The sequence below is a fragment of the Bacillus paranthracis genome (genome assembly GCF_001883995.1).
Lineage (GTDB): Bacteria > Bacillota > Bacilli > Bacillales > Bacillaceae_G > Bacillus_A > Bacillus_A paranthracis.
The window spans coordinates 1-19,601 of record NZ_MACE01000027.1; the positions used below are offsets into that span (position 1 = coordinate 1).

The 19,601-nt window shown below is 35.2% G+C and carries 15 protein-coding genes and 3 other annotated features; of the genes, 13 read left to right on the forward strand and 2 right to left on the reverse strand.

Annotated elements, in window-relative coordinates; all coding sequences use genetic code 11:
- Nucleotides 1-616, forward strand: a 616-nt coding sequence (locus BAQ46_RS11580; protein WP_249024550.1) for a 3D domain-containing protein, incomplete at its 5' end; no start/stop codon positions are given.
- 51 nt (nucleotides 617-667) lie between these two features.
- On the opposite strand, the gene BAQ46_RS11585 is transcribed toward BAQ46_RS11580, so the two are convergent.
- Nucleotides 668-1,183, reverse strand: coding sequence for a kinase (locus BAQ46_RS11585; RefSeq protein ID WP_000070098.1), 516 nt, complete (start codon nucleotides 1,181-1,183; stop codon nucleotides 668-670).
- Nucleotides 1,184-1,284: 101 nt separating this feature from the next.
- Here BAQ46_RS11585 and BAQ46_RS11590 point away from each other — a divergent pair, with 101 nt between their 5' ends.
- From BAQ46_RS11590 to BAQ46_RS11600, 3 genes are read left to right on the forward strand one after another with little or no spacing between them, the layout of a single operon-like run.
- Nucleotides 1,285-1,581 carry a YfzA family protein gene (locus BAQ46_RS11590; protein ID WP_000387947.1) on the forward strand — a complete coding sequence of 99 codons (297 nt, stop codon included), beginning with the start codon at nucleotides 1,285-1,287 and terminating at the stop codon, nucleotides 1,579-1,581.
- 21 nt (nucleotides 1,582-1,602) lie between these two features.
- The gene (locus BAQ46_RS11595; protein WP_071741954.1) at nucleotides 1,603-2,136 is read left to right on the forward strand and encodes a GNAT family N-acetyltransferase; all 534 of its coding nucleotides are present in this window, start codon (nucleotides 1,603-1,605) and stop codon (nucleotides 2,134-2,136) included.
- A gap of 16 nt (nucleotides 2,137-2,152) precedes the next feature.
- Nucleotides 2,153-2,683, forward strand: coding sequence for a cysteine hydrolase family protein (locus BAQ46_RS11600; protein ID WP_000709526.1), 531 nt, complete (start codon nucleotides 2,153-2,155; stop codon nucleotides 2,681-2,683).
- 189 nt (nucleotides 2,684-2,872) lie between these two features.
- Here BAQ46_RS11600 and BAQ46_RS11610 read toward each other — a convergent pair whose 3' ends face one another.
- Nucleotides 2,873-3,307, reverse strand: coding sequence for a YndM family protein (locus tag BAQ46_RS11610; RefSeq protein ID WP_000997700.1), 435 nt, complete (start codon nucleotides 3,305-3,307; stop codon nucleotides 2,873-2,875).
- Between the two features lie 150 nt (nucleotides 3,308-3,457).
- On the opposite strand from BAQ46_RS11610, the gene BAQ46_RS11615 reads away from it, so the two are divergent.
- From BAQ46_RS11615 to BAQ46_RS11655, 9 genes are all read left to right on the forward strand, one after another.
- Nucleotides 3,458-6,970, forward strand: a complete 3,513-nt coding sequence (locus tag BAQ46_RS11615) for a DUF4020 domain-containing protein (RefSeq protein WP_002170222.1) — start codon at nucleotides 3,458-3,460, stop codon at nucleotides 6,968-6,970.
- 108 nt (nucleotides 6,971-7,078) lie between these two features.
- Nucleotides 7,079-7,315 (forward strand) — a binding site (T-box leader).
- 54 nt (nucleotides 7,316-7,369) lie between these two features.
- Nucleotides 7,370-7,606 (forward strand) — a binding site (T-box leader).
- 195 nt (nucleotides 7,607-7,801) lie between these two features.
- Nucleotides 7,802-8,878, forward strand: a complete 1,077-nt coding sequence (locus BAQ46_RS11620; protein ID WP_001273581.1) for a bifunctional 3-deoxy-7-phosphoheptulonate synthase/chorismate mutase — start codon at nucleotides 7,802-7,804, stop codon at nucleotides 8,876-8,878.
- 9 nt (nucleotides 8,879-8,887) lie between these two features.
- Nucleotides 8,888-9,107, forward strand: a binding site (T-box leader).
- Between the two features lie 53 nt (nucleotides 9,108-9,160).
- Nucleotides 9,161-10,333 carry a chorismate synthase gene (aroC, locus tag BAQ46_RS11625; protein WP_001269412.1) on the forward strand — a complete coding sequence of 391 codons (1,173 nt, stop codon included), beginning with the start codon at nucleotides 9,161-9,163 and terminating at the stop codon, nucleotides 10,331-10,333.
- A gap of 18 nt (nucleotides 10,334-10,351) precedes the next feature.
- Nucleotides 10,352-11,452 carry a histidinol-phosphate transaminase gene (hisC, locus tag BAQ46_RS11630; RefSeq protein ID WP_071741955.1) on the forward strand — a complete coding sequence of 367 codons (1,101 nt, stop codon included), beginning with the start codon at nucleotides 10,352-10,354 and terminating at the stop codon, nucleotides 11,450-11,452.
- Nucleotides 11,445-12,545 carry a prephenate dehydrogenase gene (gene tyrA, locus BAQ46_RS11635; protein WP_071741956.1) on the forward strand — a complete coding sequence of 367 codons (1,101 nt, stop codon included), beginning with the start codon at nucleotides 11,445-11,447 and terminating at the stop codon, nucleotides 12,543-12,545. The genes hisC and tyrA overlap by 8 nt, the downstream gene beginning before the upstream one ends.
- 16 nt (nucleotides 12,546-12,561) lie before the next feature.
- Nucleotides 12,562-13,851, forward strand: coding sequence for a 3-phosphoshikimate 1-carboxyvinyltransferase (aroA, locus tag BAQ46_RS11640; RefSeq protein WP_000664611.1), 1,290 nt, complete (start codon nucleotides 12,562-12,564; stop codon nucleotides 13,849-13,851).
- A 134-nt stretch (nucleotides 13,852-13,985) separates the two neighbouring features.
- Nucleotides 13,986-15,143 carry a GNAT family N-acetyltransferase gene (locus BAQ46_RS11645; protein WP_071741957.1) on the forward strand — a complete coding sequence of 386 codons (1,158 nt, stop codon included), beginning with the start codon at nucleotides 13,986-13,988 and terminating at the stop codon, nucleotides 15,141-15,143.
- A gap of 229 nt (nucleotides 15,144-15,372) precedes the next feature.
- Complete coding sequence (locus BAQ46_RS11650) at nucleotides 15,373-15,939, forward strand: TetR/AcrR family transcriptional regulator (RefSeq protein ID WP_001107307.1); 567 nt, start codon at nucleotides 15,373-15,375, stop codon at nucleotides 15,937-15,939.
- Nucleotides 15,940-16,150: 211 nt separating this feature from the next.
- A complete protein-coding gene (locus BAQ46_RS11655) occupies nucleotides 16,151-19,267 on the forward strand; it encodes an MMPL family transporter (RefSeq protein ID WP_071741958.1) in 3,117 nt (1,038 codons plus the stop codon).
- The last annotated feature ends 334 nt before the right edge of the window (nucleotides 19,268-19,601 follow it).

Genomic DNA, 19,601 nt, shown 5'->3' on the forward strand with positions numbered 1-19,601 from the left:
AGCGAAAGCGCAAGAGATAGCCAAAGCTAAAGAAGAAGCAAAAGCACAAGAGATAGCCAAAGCTAAGGAAGAGGCGAAAGCACGAGAAATAGCAAAGGTTAAAGAAGAAGCAAAAGCACGAGAAATAGCAAAGGCTAAGGAAGAAGCAAAAGCGCAAGAAATAGCCAAAGCTAAGGAAGAGGCGAAAGCACGAGAAATAGCAAAGGCTAAGGAAGAAGCGAAAGCACGAGAAATAGCCAAAGCCAAGGAAGAAGCAAAAGCACGAGAAGCACTAAAGGCAAAAGAAGAGTCTAAAAATAACGCGCAGTCTGCTAAACGTGAATTAACGGTGGTGGCGACAGCATATACTGCTGATCCGAGTGAGAATGGTACATATGGTGGACGCGTTTTAACTGCGATGGGGCATGATTTAACGGCTAATCCAAATATGAGAATTATCGCAGTAGATCCGAAAGTAATTCCATTAGGATCTAAAGTATGGGTAGAAGGTTATGGAGAAGCAATCGCTGGAGATACCGGAAGTGCAATTAAAGGTAATCGCATTGATGTATTAATGGGTTCAAAAAGTAAAGCGATGAATTGGGGAAGACAAACAGTTAAAGTGAAGATTTTATAATAAATCTAGAATATAACATAATGAAAATAAGACTGACATATTCTGTCGGTCTTATTTTCGTACCATCACATCATTAAGAATTGCATCAAATATATCTTTTTGTGTGAAGTTATCTGTAAAAATAGTTTCTCTAGTAACTTCAATTGTATCGTACGGATTATACCATTTTTGTAGGGAATCCTCACCAAATTCATGCCGCTTTTCCCTTGTGTTATGTCGTCGAATCGTTTCTTTTAACGATAAATCAAAGTAATATGTATACGCGTTTCCTTCAAAAAAATGTATTAATTCTTTCAGCATATCACCGTATCTACGACTGTTTAAAATACCTTCTAAAATAACAAACTCACATTTCCCTTTTCCGTACTTTGTAATTTCAAATAGTAAATCGTGTGATAAATTACCGATCGTGTCGTGTACTCTAAGCATATCTCTACGTACAACATCCTGTGATACTAAAAGTGTGCCTTGTCCGAAATGTTCTTGTAGTTGCTTTGCGATTGTTGTTTTACCACTTGCGGAGTTTCCTCTAACGATGATTAATGTTGATTTTATAGGATTAGACATAATGTATTCCCCCAACGTGAATGATTATATAGAAAATTTTAACAAATTAAACGTAGAAAGTGTATAATTAATATGATGTAAATAAAAAAGGTGGGGGCGAAATGGAAGCGAATTTAAATAAGGCGCAACCAATTTGGAAACGAACATGGTTTCGCTATCTTGGGGTATTTATAATTTTACAATTGTTGTTTATTATTTGTGAAGTAACTGCATGGGCACCAAACTTTAGACCTGACGGAGAATTCTTTAATAGAGTATTAAATTCTCAATTTTTCACAGAATGGTTCACGCCATATAAAATCCCTCATTTTAATATGTTTACAGCTTTTTTTGCGATTACATTGTTACCATACGCACTAATAGGTGCAATGAAAGATTTCACTACAAGAAAAATATAAAGAATTAAAAAGAGGTACTATATGCTATTTCAAAAAGATAATGTATCGGTTAGATACGTAGTAGAAGAGGATGCACAAATCATTTCAAAATGGTTAACAGACCAAGAAGTACTTCAGTATTACGAAGGACGAGATAATCCGCAATCAGTAGAAATGGTACTGAATCATTTTATATATAATCCAAATAGTCCTGAAAAAAGATGCTTAATAGAGTTTGATGAAGTGCCAATTGGTTATATTCAAATGTATCCAGTTGATTCGGAGTGGAAAACATTATATGGCTATGAAGAATCGCAAAATGTATGGGGGATGGATCAATTTATTGGAGAACCGACTTATTGGGGAAAAGGAATTGGAACAAAATTTGTTAAGGCCGCAATTACATACATTTTGAGCGAAATAGGAGCAGAAGCAATCGCAATGGACCCGAAAGTAAATAATGAACGTGCAATAAAGTGTTATGAAAGATGCGGATTTAAAAAGGTGAAGATTTTAAAGGAACATGAACTACATGAAGGGGTATTAGAAGATTGTTGGATGATGGAATATAAATAAAAGGGAGCTGCACGAAATGAAAAAAGCATTAATAGTAATCGATGTACAAGCAGGTATGTATACAGCGGGAATGCCAGTACATAATGGGGAAAAGTTTTTAGAGACATTACAAGAGCTTATTGAGAAATGCCGTTCAAATGATATTCCGGTAATTTATGTGCAACATAATGGACCGAAAGACCACCCGTTAGAAAAAGGTACAGACGGGTGGAAAATCCATGCGGCAATTGCTCCACTAGAAGGGGAGTGTGTGGTTGAAAAAACGACTCCAGATTCATTCCACAAGACGAACCTAAAAGAAGTATTGCAAGACAAGGGAATCGATCATGTTATCATTTCAGGAATGCAAACGGAGTACTGTGTGGATACGACAACGCGAAGAGCGTTTAGTGAAGGGTATAAAGTAACGTTAGTGAGCGATGCACATAGTACGTTTGATACAGAGGTGTTACGTGCTGAAGACATTGTGAAGCATCATAACGTAGTGTTTGGAGCGTTTGCTAATGTTGTTACGTTAAAAGATTTGAAAGAAACTGTCTCTAAATAAGAGGCAGTTTTTTATTAGAGGAAATCATGTCAAATAATGTCGGTAAGTCGATATCCTTTGTCGAAACGTCGATATATTGCAATAATCGTTGATATATTTGAAAAATCGTTCATATAATTTCACGTACCATAATGAAAACACAAAAAAGGAGCACCACATAATTAAAAAGGGCGCTCCTGTATCAAAACATTACTTCTTATCTTTATCCAATATATTTTGCTCTTCAGCAAACTCCGTACCATATGCGAAGCGACGATTAATACGAATATTATCGTTGTGGTGCTTTGTGTGAGAGTTAGAGAAGCGATGAACGATTACTTCTGATAATGTGAAGACAATTGCGGAAAGGATGCTTCCCCATGCAATTTGCATGTAGTTGTCTAATAAAATATTACCGAAAATCCATACGCTTAAATACGTTAGTAAGAAATCCGACATAATAGCACCGGTATTACCGATTCGATTTAATATGATTTTATCAACGAACATATAAGATACGATTGTAACAAAGAGACTGAACGAAATAATTTGGACGAACGTTGCTGGGAAAAATAAAGCGAGTCCGATACTAAATGCGATAATGCACGATATAAACTTGATAAGCACTACTGTGAAATCATTCAAAATTTACACCTCCGTTTTATCCATAGTTTTGCAATAAATATAGGAGTTCATACATTGTAACGAATATATTTACATAAAACTTTTTCATGTCAATTATTTGTCTAAATATTAAAAAAACAAAAGGAAAATGTTATAGTAAAATGAGAGTATATGACATTTTTAGGTAAGGGGGAATCCTCGGTGTGGATTACTTCAGAAGTAGAAATTCCAGACGAGTTAATTGATCATCTTGAAAAAGGAAAGTTAGTACTATTTGTTGGAGCGGGAGTTTCTATGAAAGGGAAATCAAACTTACCGAATTTTGATGATTTAGTTGATGAAATTGCAAAAACGTTATATGTCGAAAAACGTGAAATAACAGAACCGCATGATTATTATCTTGGTAAAATTGCGAAAACAAAAGATGTACACCAAGTTGCAAGAGATTTAGTTCATATTGAAAAGTCAAAGCCGAATCCGCTTCATTATGCGATTCCGAGGTTGTTTCCTTTAGATACAGAAGTCCGCATTGTAACAACAAATTTTGATCGACATTTTACAACTGCGATAAAAGAAATGAATAGAGAATTAAACGTATATTACGCACCTGCGTTACCTACAGGTAGAGCGTTTAAAGGACTTGCTTACATACATGGCAATATAGAACAAGAAAAAGAAGCGTTAATTTTAACAGATGGTGATTTTGGAAGGGCTTACTTGACAGAAGGATGGGCAAGAAGGTTTTTAGTTGATTTATTCTCGAATTATACCGTTTTATTCGTTGGATATAGCCATAATGACCCAGTAATGAAATATTTAGCAACTGGTTTACCACCAAGTACAAGACGTTATGCATTTGTCGCACAAGGGGAAAATACGTACCACTGGGAGCATTTGGGAATACGGCCGATTGTATATCCGAATAAAGGTAATAATCATCAATCTCTCGTTAAAGCAGTAAAACGATGGGCGGAGTTAATGGGGGATAATTATATTACAAAACGAATGCGAATTCGTGACATAGTAACAGTACCGCCGTCAGTAGAGCAGGAACAATTATCATACATAAAACAATCTATAAAAAAAATTGAAACAGTCCGCTACTTCGTTGAATTTGCTCACGATTATGAATGGGTGGAATGGCTTGAAGCGGAAGGGAAATTACAAAATTTATTTTTAATTACATCAAACTATAATGAGGTAGATGAATTACTTGCAAAATGGTTAGTGGAACAATTTCTTTTTAGTCATCAAAAAGAATTATTTCAATTAATTTTTAAAAATCATTCTAAACTATCTCCGTTATTATGGAGAACAATTTGTAGCTACTTAAACGAAACGAAAATGAAAATGGACCCGTTGTTGTTTGCAAGGTGGACACTGCTTTTATTAGAAACAGCTGAAAAAGATAGTAAATCGATCGAAACAATTTCTTACTTACTGCAAAAATGTTCTTTTCCTGAGCATAAAGAAATCGCTTTATTGTTACTAACGTTTATTTTGGACGGCAAACTTAAGTTGAAGCGTGAAAGAAAGTGGGGAAATGATACCGGGGAATCAATAGAACTTGAGGAATCGAGTCGTTTACCCGTGTCTACATTTTCTTTTGTGGAGCAAATTTGGAATGAAAAGATGAAACCGCATATTTCCTATTATGCCGTTCCAATTATGATGATGGGAATAGAGAAGATGCGGATGTTATCACTAAGGCAAGCGGCACTGAAAAAAAGGGATAAGGAAAATGTGGAAAAAGAGTTTCAGCAAAATGATCTAGCGTTTTTAATTCAAATTGTAAAAGAATGTTTAACCTATCTATGTGAAAACGATGAGAAAAAAGCAAATTATTATATTACAGAAATGATAGAAGCAAACAGCGTACTTCAAAATCGAATTGCAATTGATGCGATGAATAAAAATGTATTTGTTAGCGCCGATGAGAAAATGAAATGGTTGTTACAGGAAGGAATTCTTTTAGACGTCACGTATAAACAAGAAGTTTTTCAACTTATAAAAAATCATTACGCACTCTCTTTAGAAAAAACAAAGGAAGAAGTCATTCAAATTGTATTAAAGGACCTTGCGGAGGAAAGAGCATTTGATGTTTGTTTCGTGTTGGATTTATTATTCACTTGTGATTCGAATAGTCCATCTACGGCAAAAGGTTACGAGTTAATGAAGCAAAAACATCCTCATTTTCATTCTGAGCGATACAGTGTACAAAAGAAAGAGGCGGCAGAACAAAGTATTACTTGTAATGTGACAGCTGATGGATTATTGCAACTAAAAGACGATGAAATTATGAAGCAAGTTCAGCAATTTTCTCAAGATGGTGTTTTTGAACAACGTCATTTTTTAGAGATGTTATCGAAAGCATGTAAATTGAATACAGAATGGAGTATTTCATTTGCATATCAATTAGTTGGAATGCACGGAATAAGTAATGAAGTATGGTTTGTTTGTATTAGGGAGTGGCGAAATAACCGAGGACTGACAAATGAACAAATACAAAAAGTTATTCCTCTATTACAGAAATTCGTTAGAAATACAGCTTTTCATTGGTTAATTAGTAGCTTTCTATATGAAATTAGTAATCGATTAGAAGAGTTAGAGGAAAATAGTATACGCAATGTAAAGCGGTTTGCTTTTTCGGTATTTCCTCAAGTCATGAAAAGTGACACGGATTTTAAGCTGGCAAAACAAGATTTTTACAATGAATCGATTCAGCATCCTGTTGGGAAAATGACAGCAGTATTATTAAAACTGTTATCATATGATCATTTATACGATCGTAATGTGTATGAATATTTATTTTTGTTTGAAGAACAAGTAAGAATTAGTACAGAACGGACAAATTTTATGATAGCTCGTTTAGTAGCAGATATTACATTTCTTTATCATATTGAGAAGCAATGGTGCCGAAAATATTTGTTACCGTACTTAGAGTTAAAGAAGGAAAATGAGATTACGAAATATGCATGGGCTGGCCTATGTTACACACAAATCAATTTACCTTTATTTACAGAAATGAAGCGATTTATTAAGTATGCGGTAGAACATTTGAAAGTATTACATCCGCATACGAGGGAAGCTTTCTTAAAATGGCTCAGTTTTGTATTTATTAAATGTGTACTGTATTGGGAACAAAAAACAGACTGGTTATACCCTTTACTTATACGAGAAAATGAAGAAAATAAAATTAAATTTATGCAGTTCTTATGCTATTATGTCAAAACGTTAAGTGCAAAAGAACAACAAAAATTTTGGGCAGCTTGGCTCAGTATATTTTTGCGAGAGCGACCGAAAATGGGGGGAATCACAGCTAGAGAATATGTAATGCTTTTACGTATTATTTTATTTATGGATGAAATAGTAGAAAGAGGATTATCTATCATTTGTAAAACATTTTTGGACGTGGGTGGAAAAGGGAATCAAACGGAGTTAAAACAGTTATTTCATGAAATACTTGAGAAGACAGAGAGTATAAAAATGTATAAAGAGTTGTATGCAAACGTATTTTTCACTTTACTGCAAACGCTTCAGGAAGCTAATTTACTTGAAACGGAAATCATTCAAATAAAAGAATTATTAATTGGATATAGAGTAGAAAAATGTGTAATAAATGCAATAGATAATGAGATAATTCGCATCGGAATTGTTCTGGAGAATTTACAAGAAGAAATGTAGGGCAAAAATGTAATTTAAAAAAATATATAAAAAGTTGTTGACAGTGTTTTGAAAAGCGTTCTATAATACGAATCATACTTATTCAATTTCAAAAAACATTTGAATAAACAAAGTGCAATGAAGAGATCACAGTAGTGGTTAGTCTTACTGTAACAGAGAGCTGGTGGTTGGTGTGAACCAGTACAGAGATAATCATGAATTACAGTCTTGGAGCATCTTTTTCGTAGTAAAGATAGTATTGTCTTTATGAAGAAAAAGCGGTCAATTGATCGTTAACAGTGAAGAGAGGTAGACGGAAAGTTAGTCTACAACTAGGGTGGTACCGCGATAAATATCGTCCCTACTGATTTATTCAGTAGGGACTTTTTGTATTTTAGTGGCCCAACTTGAAAATTAAATATGTATGCGTTGAAAGGAAAAGCAGTAGTTGTTGTTTCCCTGTAACAGAGAGCTGGTGGTCGGTGTGAACCAGTACAAAAACAAGAGCGAATTACAGTCCTAGAGCATCTTTTTCGTAGTAAAGATAGTATATATCTTTATGAAGGGAAAGACGGTCAGATGATCGTTAACAATGAAGAGAGGTAGACGAAAGAAGTCTACAACTAGGGTGGTACCGCGATAAATATCGTCCCTACTGATTGCATCAGTAGGGATTTTTTGTACAAAAAAAGTGGGTTTTTAACTAGTAGAGAGTGTCTTTGTACGAATGATTAGTTTAAAATAAGAAGAGGTATCGATTCCACTTTAAATTTGTATAATTGACCAGTTCAGAAAATAGAGAATTTTTCATTCTCTTACTATACTTTTAAAACATTAGAGGAGGATTTCCAAATGGCAAATCATGAATTAGATCAATTACGTAAACAGGTAGATGAAATTAACTTACAACTATTACACCTTTTAAACAAACGTGGTGAAATCGTTCAAAAAATTGGGGAGCAAAAGCAAGTACAAGGTACGAAACGTTTTGATCCAGTACGTGAGCGTGAAGTACTTGATATGATCGCAGAGAATAACGAAGGACCATTCGAAACGTCAACGGTTCAACATATTTTCAAAACAATCTTCAAAGCTAGCTTAGAATTACAAGAAGATGATAACCGTAAAGCATTACTAGTATCACGTAAAAAGAAACAAGAAAACACAATCGTTGATGTAAAAGGTGAATTGATTGGTAACGGCACACAAACGTTCATTATGGGACCTTGTGCGGTAGAAAGCTTAGAACAAGTTCGCCAAGTAGGGCAAGCGATGAAAGACCAAGGCTTAAAATTAATGCGCGGTGGTGCTTTCAAACCGAGAACATCGCCATACGATTTCCAAGGTTTGGGGGTAGAAGGATTACAAATTTTACGCCAAGTAGCAGATGAATTCGACTTAGCAATCATTAGTGAAATTTTAAATCCAAATGATGTTGAAATGGCATTAGACTACGTTGATGTAATTCAAGTTGGTGCACGTAACATGCAAAACTTCGATTTACTACGAGCTGTAGGTAAAGTTAACAAGCCAGTATTATTAAAACGTGGATTAGCAGCAACAATTGATGAGTTCATTAATGCAGCAGAATACATCATTGCACAAGGTAACGACCAAATTATTCTATGTGAGCGTGGTATCCGCACATACGAAAGAGCAACACGTAACACATTAGACATTTCAGCAGTACCGATTTTAAAGAAAGAAACACATTTACCAGTTGTTGTTGACGTAACGCATTCAACTGGACGTAGAGATTTATTATTACCAACAGCGAAAGCGGCTCTTGCAATTGGCGCAGATGCAGTAATGGCTGAAGTACATCCAGACCCTGCAGTTGCATTATCAGATTCTGCACAACAAATGGATATTCCAGAATTCCATAAATTCATGGAAGAGTTAAAAGGATTCAAAAATAAATTATCTTAATTCCATATCATATATGCGCTGAAGAGGAAACAGTAGTGCTTATCTCACTGTTAAAGAGAGCTGATGGTTGGTGTGAATCAGTACAAAGGTAAGCATGAATTACAGCCTTGGAGCATCTTTTTCGTCAAGTTTTGATGGGAAAGACGGTCTAATGATCGTTAAAGAAGAAGAGAGGTAGACGAAAGAAGTCTACAACTAGGGTGGTACCGCGATGAACATCGTCCCTACTGAGCGCTCAGTAGGGACTTTTTTGTACAAAAAAATAGTAAAGGGGCAAGAGAAATGAGATACATTACAGCTGGAGAATCACATGGACCGCAGTTAACAGTTATTTTAGAAGGTGTACCAGCAGGTTTAACGCTGGCGGCGGAACATATTAATAAAGAATTATTAAGAAGACAAAAAGGGTACGGACGCGGAAGACGTATGCAAATTGAAACGGATACAGTTGAAATTGTAAGTGGTGTTCGTCATGGGATGACACTTGGCTCACCCATTACGTTAATCGTAAAAAATGATGATTTCAAACATTGGACGAAAGTAATGGGTGCAGAGCCAATTTCGGAAAAAGAAAGTAAAGAAATGAAACGTACAATTACGAAACCACGTCCAGGACATGCGGATTTAAATGGAGCAATTAAATATGGTCACCGTGATATAAGAAACGTACTAGAGCGCTCTTCTGCAAGAGAAACGACAGTTCGTGTAGCTGCTGGTGCGGTTGCGAAACAAATTTTAAAAGAATTAGGCGTAGAAATTGCAGGGCATGTACTTGAAATTGGCGGAGTAAAAGCAAAACATATTTCTAACTTGTCTATTGAAGAAATTCAAACAATTACTGAAAACTCACCAGTTCGATGTTTAGATAAAACAGTAGAACAAGAGATGATGGATGCGATTGACAACGCAAAAAGTAGCGGAGATTCAATTGGGGGCATTGTAGAAGTCATTGCAGAAGGAATGCCGATTGGCGTTGGTAGTTACGTTCATTACGATCGTAAATTAGATGCAAAACTTGCTGGTGCAATTATGAGTATTAATGCATTTAAAGGTGCTGAAATTGGTGTTGGTTTTGAAGCAGCAAGACAGCCAGGAAGTAAAGTGCATGATGAAATTTTATGGGATGAAGAACAAGGATACAAGAGAAAAACGAATAATGCCGGCGGTTTAGAAGGCGGTATGACAACGGGAATGCCAATTGTCGTAAGAGGTGTAATGAAACCAATACCTACATTATACAAACCGTTAGCAAGTGTTGATATTGATACGAAAGAAGCATTTCAAGCGAGTATTGAAAGATCTGATAGCTGTGCAGTACCAGCAGCAGGTGTAGTAGCTGAATCTGTTGTAGCATGGGAACTTGCACATGCACTAGTCGAACAATTCGGAAAAGATCGTATGGAGTTAATTCAACAAAACATTACGCAACATAATAAATACGCAAAAGAATTTTAATAAAAAGGTGGTTTTAACATGCAAGTAAAAGATCAACTATCATCATTACAACCATATAAACCAGGTAAATCACCTGAACAAATGAAAGAAGTGTACGGAGATCATTCGTTTGTTAAATTAGCATCGAATGAAAATCCATTCGGCTGTTCGCCACGTGTTTTAGGTGAGTTGCAAAAATCGTGGTTGGACCATGCTTTATACCCTGACGGAGGTGCTACAACGCTCCGTCAAACAATTGCAAATAAGTTACATGTGAAAATGGAACAAGTACTTTGCGGTAGTGGTTTAGATGAAGTTATTCAAATGATAAGCAGAGCAGTACTTAAAGCAGGAGATAACATCGTAACGGCTGGAGCAACATTCCCGCAGTATCGTCATCATGCAATTATTGAAGGGTGTGAAGTGAAAGAGGTTCCATTAAATAACGGTGTATACGATTTAGACGAAATTTCGTCAGCTGTAAATAATAATACGAAAATCGTATGGATTTGTAATCCAAATAACCCGACAGGCACATATGTGAATGACCGAAAATTGACTCAATTTATTGAAGGCATTAGTGAAAATACGTTAATTGTCATTGATGAAGCGTACTATGAATACGTAACAGCAAAAGATTTTCCAGAGACATTACCGCTTTTAGAAAAACATAAAAATATTCTTGTACTTAGAACATTTTCTAAAGCGTACGGATTAGCTTCTTTCCGCGTTGGATATGCGGTTGGACATGAAGAGTTAATCGAAAAATTAAATGTCGTACGTTTGCCATTTAACGTATCTTCATTAGCGCAAAAAGCAGCGACGATTGCTTTTGGTGATGACGAGTTTATTGAAGAAATAGTTCGTGTGAATACAGAGGGATTACAACAATACGAGAGCTTTTGTAAGGAACATGATATTCCATTTTATCCATCGCAAACAAATTTCATCTTCTTGCCAGTTGAGAATGCTGGAGAGATTTATGAAGCTTGTGTACACGCAGGATTTATTATTCGTCCGTTCCCAAATGGCGTCCGTATTACCGTTGGAACAAGGGAGCAAAATGAAGGAGTGATTTCAGTGTTACAACAACACTTTGAAAATAAAAAAAGAAAGTCTCGAGATGAGGCAAATGCGTAAACAGGTAGTATTAATTGGAACGGGTTTAATCGGAGGTTCTCTCGCATTAGCAATTAAGAAAGAGCACGATGTAACGATAACAGGTTATGATATATTTCAAGAACAAGTAGAGCGTGCAAAAGAATTACACGTAGTAGATGAAATAGCAGTAGATTTACAACATGCATGTGAAGAGGCACATTTAATTGTTTTTGCTTCACCAGTTGAAGAAACGAAGAAGTTATTACACAAATTAGCGTCATTTCGTTTACGAAAAGATGTTATTGTAACCGATGTTGGTAGCACAAAAGGAACAATTATGAATGAAGCGGAAGCTTTATTTTCAAAGGAAATTTCTTTCATTGGTGGACATCCGATGGCAGGTTCTCATAAAACGGGAGTTGAAAGTGCAAAAGCGCATTTATTTGAAAATGCATTTTATATTTTAACGCCAATGAATCATGTGCCAAATGAACCTGTGGAAGAGTTAAAAGATTGGTTAAAAGGAACAGGGTCACATTTCCTTGTTTTAAATACAGAAGAACATGATTATGTAACAGGGATCGTTAGTCATTTCCCGCATCTTATTGCCGCTGGATTAGTAAAGCAAGTGGAGAAACATGCAGGAGATAATCCACTTATCCATCAGCTAGCTGCTGGAGGTTTCAAAGACATTACACGTATCGCATCTAGTAGTCCGAAAATGTGGAGTGATATTGTTAAGCAAAATCGAGAGCATTTAATGGTATTATTAAAAGAGTGGATCTCTGAAATGGAAGATTTATATGATACAGTTTCTAGCGGAGATGCAGGCGAGATTCAAAACTATTTTGCGGATGCGAAAGAATACCGTGACTCTTTACCGGTAAGAAAGAGAGGGGCGATTCCTGCCTATCACGACTTATACGTCGATGTTTTAGATAAAGTAGGGGCATTGGCTCACATTACAAGTATTTTAGCGCGCGAAGAAATTAGTATTACGAACTTGCAAATATTAGAAGCACGTGAAGGATTGCTTGGGGTATTACGTATTAGCTTCCAACGAGAAGAAGATCGTATGAAAGCAAAGCTAGCGCTTGGAGAAGAGAAATACCAAACGTATGAAACAATTTAAATGAGAAGGTGAAAACGTGAAGGAAAGAACAATACAACCTGTTAATAACGGATTAAATGGCAATATTACAATTCCAGGAGATAAATCGATTTCTCACCGCGCTGTCATGTTCGGTGCGATTGCAGAAGGAAAAACAACAATTAAAGGTTTCTTGCCTGGTGCAGACTGTTTAAGTACGATTTCTTGTTTTAAAGAAATGGGAGTAGACATCGTACAAAACGGTGATGAAGTCACTGTAGTTGGTAAAGGATTAGAAGGTTTACAAGAACCGAAAGCTGTATTAGATGTTGGTAATTCTGGTACAACTATACGTTTAATGTCAGGAATTTTGGCAAATACACCATTTTTCTCTTGCGTACAAGGTGATGCGTCTATTGCAAAAAGACCGATGAAACGTGTAACAAATCCATTAAAACAAATGGGTGCAAACATTGATGGCCGCGAAGAAGGAACGTTTACACCGCTAACAATACGTGGTGGGGATTTAAAAGCAATTGAATACACTTCCCCGGTAGCAAGCGCACAAGTGAAATCAGCTATTTTACTTGCAGGACTTCGTGCAGAAGGTGTAACAGCTGTTACAGAACCACATATTTCTCGCGATCATACGGAAAGAATGCTTGAAGCATTTGGCGTCAAAGTAACTCGCGAAGGAAAGACAGTGAAACTAGCAGGTGGACAAAAGTTAACAGCGACAGATGTTCAAGTACCAGGTGACGTATCATCAGCTGCCTTTTTCTTAGTAGCAGGTGCAATTATTCCAAATAGTAAACTAGTATTACAAAATGTAGGTATGAATCCAACACGTACAGGTATTATTGATGTTTTAGAGAAAATGGGTGCTACGTTCACTGTAGAGCCAATTAACGAAGGAGCATCAGAACCAGCTGCAAACATTACAATTGAAACATCTTCATTAAAAGGAATCGAAATCGGCGGAGATATTATCCCAAGATTAATCGATGAAATTCCTGTTATCGCCTTGGCGGCAACGCAAGCAGAAGGAATTACAGTTATTAAAGATGCACACGAATTAAAAGTAAAAGAAACGAACCGTATTGATACAGTCGTAGCGGAATTAACGAAACTTGGTGCTCGCATAGAAGCAACTGAAGACGGGATGATTATTTACGGGAAATCAGTTTTAAAAGGAAATACAGTTAATAGTTATGGTGATCACCGCATCGGAATGATGCTTGCGATTGCCGGCTGTCTAGCAGAAGGAAAAACAACAATTGAAGACGCAGAAGCAGTAGGCGTATCATACCCTACATTCTTCGAAGAACTTCAAAGGTTAACTAAATAAATGGATGAGAAGCAGATACAGGATGTATCTGCTTTTTTATATTGAATTTGTGTCGTTAAGTCTATATAATTTCATTCACCGCACTGTAATATTTTAAATTATGGTACAATTCAAATAAAGAAGGGGGAAAATTTATGAACGTTATACGATTAAAAGAAGATAAATTTAGAGAAGCATTACGCTTATCAGAATACGCTTTTCAATATAAAGTTGAAGAAGAACGAATGCAGCAGCAACTTACAAGAATGAAGGAAAGTCATGAAGTATACGGTATTATGGAAGGTAATGACTTAGCTGCAAAACTACACCTTATTCCGTTTCATATATACATAGGAAAAGAAAAATTTAAAATGGGTGGCGTTGCAGGGGTAGCGACGTATCCAGAATACAGAAGAAGCGGATATGTGAAAGAATTGCTTCAACATTCTCTTCAAACGATGAAAAAAGACGGATATACAGTATCAATGTTACATCCATTTGCTGTTACATTTTACCGTAAATACGGCTGGGAACTTTGTGCGAATCTTCTCGTATGTCATTTGACAAAGAGTGATTTAGTTATGAAAAAACAAGTGAATGGTACTGTGAAACGTTTCAATAAAGAAAATCACCCAGAAGAAGTCGAGAAGCTTTATGAAACATTTGCAGAACGTTTTTCTGGTATGCTTGTTCGCAATGAAAAATGGTGGTTACAAGCTGTTTATGAGGATTTAACATTAGCAATTTACTACGATGAAAATAAAACTGCAGCAGGTTACATGTTATATAAAATAGAAAAATCTAAAATGACTGTAGAAGAATTCGTACCACTGCATAATGAAGCACGAAATGGTCTATGGAACTTTATTTGCCAACATGATTCTATGATTAAAGAACTTGAAATGACAGTAAGTGAAAACGAACAGTTGTTATATACATTGCAAGAACCACGTGTGAAAACAGAAATAAAACCATATTTTATGGGAAGAATTGTAGATGTAGAGCAGTTCTTAAAACAATATGAGTTGAACTGGAACAACGTACAGCAAGAATTAATCTTACATATTACAGATTCATTTGCACCGTGGAATAATGTATCAGTGAGACTTGCAAATTATGAAATAACAATTATAGAAGAACCGATGGATAAAGGGATCAAGCTAGATATAAATGCACTATCTACAATATTGCTTGGATACAAACGCCCATTAGAACTAAATGAATTAGAATTAATTAGCGGAAGCGAAGAGGAAATACGGGCATTTGAGAATGTAGTACCAGTGCACAAGCCGTTTATTTATGATTTCTTTTAATTTGCATATAAGATGGAGTTGTTTCGAACAAAATTTTGGGATAGCTCCATCTCATCTTATTAATTTTTGTCGGTAAGTCGATATATCCTGAAAATCGCTGATATAATTGTATTCACAAACAAGGGAATAAAATCGCAACTATACATTGTCATGCACTTGACTTTTATTCCCTGTAATTTATAATTGAAAACGGAATGAATTTTCATTCCTGAAAATAGAGGTGGAAAAAATGGCTAAAAACAAACAAGAGGATATTTTTGATGCTGCGATGCAACTTTTTGCAGAGCGTGGTTACGATGGTACGACAATTCCAATGATCGCTGAAAAAGCAAATGTCGGTGCGGGTACTATTTATCGCTATTTTGAAAATAAAGAGGCGCTTGTTAACTCATTATTTTCAAAAAGTATGTTACAGCTTTCTGAAATGATAAAAACGGATTTTCCTGTTGAAGCAAATATTCGTGAACAGTTTAGTCATACATATAACCGTTTATTTGAATTTGCGAGAAATAATGTGGATGCTTTTTTATTTACAAATTCTCACTGCGATAGTTATTTTCTTGATGAGCAGAGTAAGAAAATATTTGACGATTTTATAGGCTTCTTTATGAATATTATTGAAGATGGAATCGCAAAAGGTTTTCTTCGTCCATTGCCTCCAGTTGCTTTAATTATTATTGTATATCAACCGTTAGAAAAATTAACGAAAGTAATTGCAACAGGGCAATTAGAATACTCGAAAGAGTTAGTAAAAGAATTGGAAGAAAGCTCTTGGAACGCTATTAGAATCATTTGATTCTATAGCTTTATAAGGACAGGAATGAATATTCATTCCTAAATAGAATTAAAAAATGAGAGTAGGAGAGGGTATTTGTGTAACTAAAGGAATGAATATTCATTCCGGAAAGACTGGTTTAATAGAGTTTATAAAATAATGTAATAGAATGATAGGAATGAATATTCATTCCGTAACTAACGTAAAATTGTAATCGCGGGAGATGATGCAAATGAGCAAGCTGAGAAATTGGAGAAGTTTATCTTTTCTATTGTGGATAGTTATTACCATTGCAATGATCGTTACGATGCCTAATATGGATAAATTAGTGAAAGAAAAAGGGCACATTACGATTCCTAATACAGAACAAAGTAGTATTGCTGACAAAATGATAAAAGAAATGAATAAAGACGGGACAGAAAAGTATGAGATTATAGCAGTTTTTAATAGTGGTAGTAAAACAGCTTTAACGACTGAACAAAAAGAGGAAATAACAAAAACAATCAATGCTTTGCAAAATGAAAAAGAACAATTAGGAATTAAAGAAGTTGTTTCACATTTAGATAATAAAGAATTAGAGAAACAATTAGTTTCTAAAGATAATACGACTATTTTAACGCAAATATCGATAGATAAAAAACATGGTGAAATATCGAAAGTTTCAAATAATCTTCATAATAAAGTGAAAACGAAAGGGGTAAAAACGTACTTAACAGGAAGTGACTTAGTAGCAGGTGATTTTCTTACATCTTCTCAAGAGGGAGTGAAAAAGACTGAAGTTATTTCTATCATTTTCATTCTTGTAGTATTAATCATTGTATTCCGTTCACCTGTTGTTCCGATTATTTCACTTCTTACAGTTGGTGTATCGTACTTAGTTTCAATGGGGGTTATTGCCCATCTTGTAGATCAATTTAATTTCCCGTTTTCAAACTTTACGCAAGTCTTTGTAGTTGTTGTCCTGTTTGGGGTTGGAACAGACTATAACATTTTATTATTTACGAGATTTAAAGAAGAATTAAGTAAACAAGAAAACTCATTTTTGGCTACGAAAGAAACATTTAAATCGGCAGGGAAAACCGTTTTATATAGCGGGATAGCAGTACTAATTGGTTTTGCATCTCTTGCTTTAGCGAGCTTTAAATTATATCAATCTACTTCAGCGGTAGCAATTGGTGTTGCAGTATTATTACTCGTATTAACTACGTTAAATCCATTTTTCATGGTGCTTCTAGGAAAAGGGATGTTTTATCCAGTTAAAACATTTAAAGGCCATGAAGATAGTCGTCTATGGGGATTCTTTGCGAAAAATTCAGTTGCAAGACCGTTTGTCGCTTTAATTATTGTATTCGTGATATCGATTCCTTTCGTATTAAAGTATTCTAATACACTTAATTACAACGATTTATTTGAAGTAGACAATAAATATGAGTCGAAAATGGGGATTAACGTAATAGAAGAACATTTTCCACCTGGTTTTTCTTCACCAAGTACGTTAGTCATTCAATCGAATAATAAGTTAGATGAGGCGAGTTCGCTTCAAACTTTAGATGAACTAACTGAAAAGATTTTGAAAGTGAAAGGTGTTTCAGAAGTATATGCACCGACACGTCCAACTGGTGAAAGAATTAAAGAACTATATATAAATAAACAAGCGGGTGAACTAAATACAGGTTTAGGAGATGCCAATGGTGGTATAAAGGAAATTAATGATGGATTAACTACTGCGAAAGATAAAATGGGTAGTAAGGATTCAAATAGTCTTGCAAACGTTCAAAAGTTAATTGATGGAACAAATGAAGCGAAAAATGGTGTATTGGCATTAGGAACAGCTTTAAATCAACTATCAAATGGCATAAATGACGGAGCAAAAGGTGCGCAGCAAATTGAGAGTGGGTTAACTTCAGTAAATGAAAATATAAGTGTATTATCTCATGCAACTTCACAACTTCATGCTGGCTATACGCAGTTAGAAAAAGGTTTAAGTTCTTACGATCAATACTTCGGAAGTATTTCTCAAGCGATTGACGGTGCGAAGAAAGGTTATGAACAAATTGAAATGTTAATGACCAATTTCATTCAAACGAAACCAGAATTAGCAAATGATCCTAACATTCTGCAGACGATAGGAATTGCCAAAGAGGCTCAAAAGCAATTAGGTGGGCTGTCAAATGAATTAAATCAATTAGCAGCGCAGCACAATGCGGCGATGGGATCATTTAAAGAAGCGAATCAATCGTTATTGAAAGTGGATAACGGCTTAAAAGAAATGAGCAATGGAGTTACTAAGTTACAAAAAGGAGCAGCTGATCTTAAAAATGGATTAAATGAAGGAGCAACAGGTTCAAAACAAATTGCAAACAAGTCATCTGAGTTACAAACCGGATTAACGAAAATAAACGATGGGCAAGGTCAGCTATTAACCGGACTGAAAGACTTGCAAGAACAGATGGGACAATTACAATCAGGACTATCTAAAAGTACAGAAGGCCTTGAAAAGGTAAGTAACGGCCTAGGGGATGCTCAGAAATATTTAGGAGAACTAAATGAATCAAAAAGCTCTGAGAAATTTTATATTCCAAAAGAAGTTTTGGAGGGAGAAGATTTCCAAAAAGCTTTGAATACGTACATGTCACATGATAGAAAGACTGCTAAAATGACAATCATTTTAGACGTAAATCCGTATTCAAAAGAAGCCATGCCAATTATTCAAGAAATCAATAAAACGATAGATGGTACTTTGAAGGGGACGGAATTAAATCATGCGAAAACAGCAATTGGAGGAACAACAGCTAGAAACGTTGATTTAAAAGAAGTAACAGGGCAAGACTTCTTACGTACAGCTACAATTATGTTAATTGGAATTGCAATCGTATTAATCGTGATTACACGTTCATTATTAAACACAATCTTTATTATTGGATCTTTAATATTAGCTTATTTTGCATCACTTGGTATAAGTGAACAAATTAGTACACACTTACTAAACGTAGATTCACTAAGCTGGAATGTTCCATTCTTTAGTTTCATAATGATTGTCGCTTTAGGAGTGGATTATAGTATTTTTGTAATGATGAGATACAATGAGTTAGAAGAGGACCCAGCGACGAAAATTGTAACTGCTTCTCGTCATATCGGAGGAGTCGTATTATCAGCGGCACTTATTTTAGGTGGTACATTTGCTGCATTAATTCCTTCAGGTGTATTAACGCTTATACAAGTAGCATCCGTTGTTGGTGTTGCATTGTTACTATTAGCTATTATTGTGATGCCGATATTGCTACCTGCTTTAATAGGCTTAACGAGTAAAATGAAGAATTATGCAAAGAAATTAAGTGAAAGGAAATAAAAGAATCGCCTTTTAAAAGTAACTGTTTCAGTTATGGGAGAGAACATATAAAATAACACACAAATTAGGGATGTAAATCACATATGATTTAGCATCCCTTTTTTAATTGGTATTACATTGTTTAAGTACTTTTATATAGTAAAATTGCAAAGGAAGAGAAAAAGAAAACAGTAAAAACAGCAGCGCAACGATTGGGGATTACTGACAAAGTATTTGGTTTAAAAGATAAATGGAAAATTTATGTTAAAATAATGGTAGAGATTGTGAAAAAATGTTCTTAAACTAACGGTCAGGATACTTTAAGAAGGATTTTTCAAAGGAAATGGTGAATATC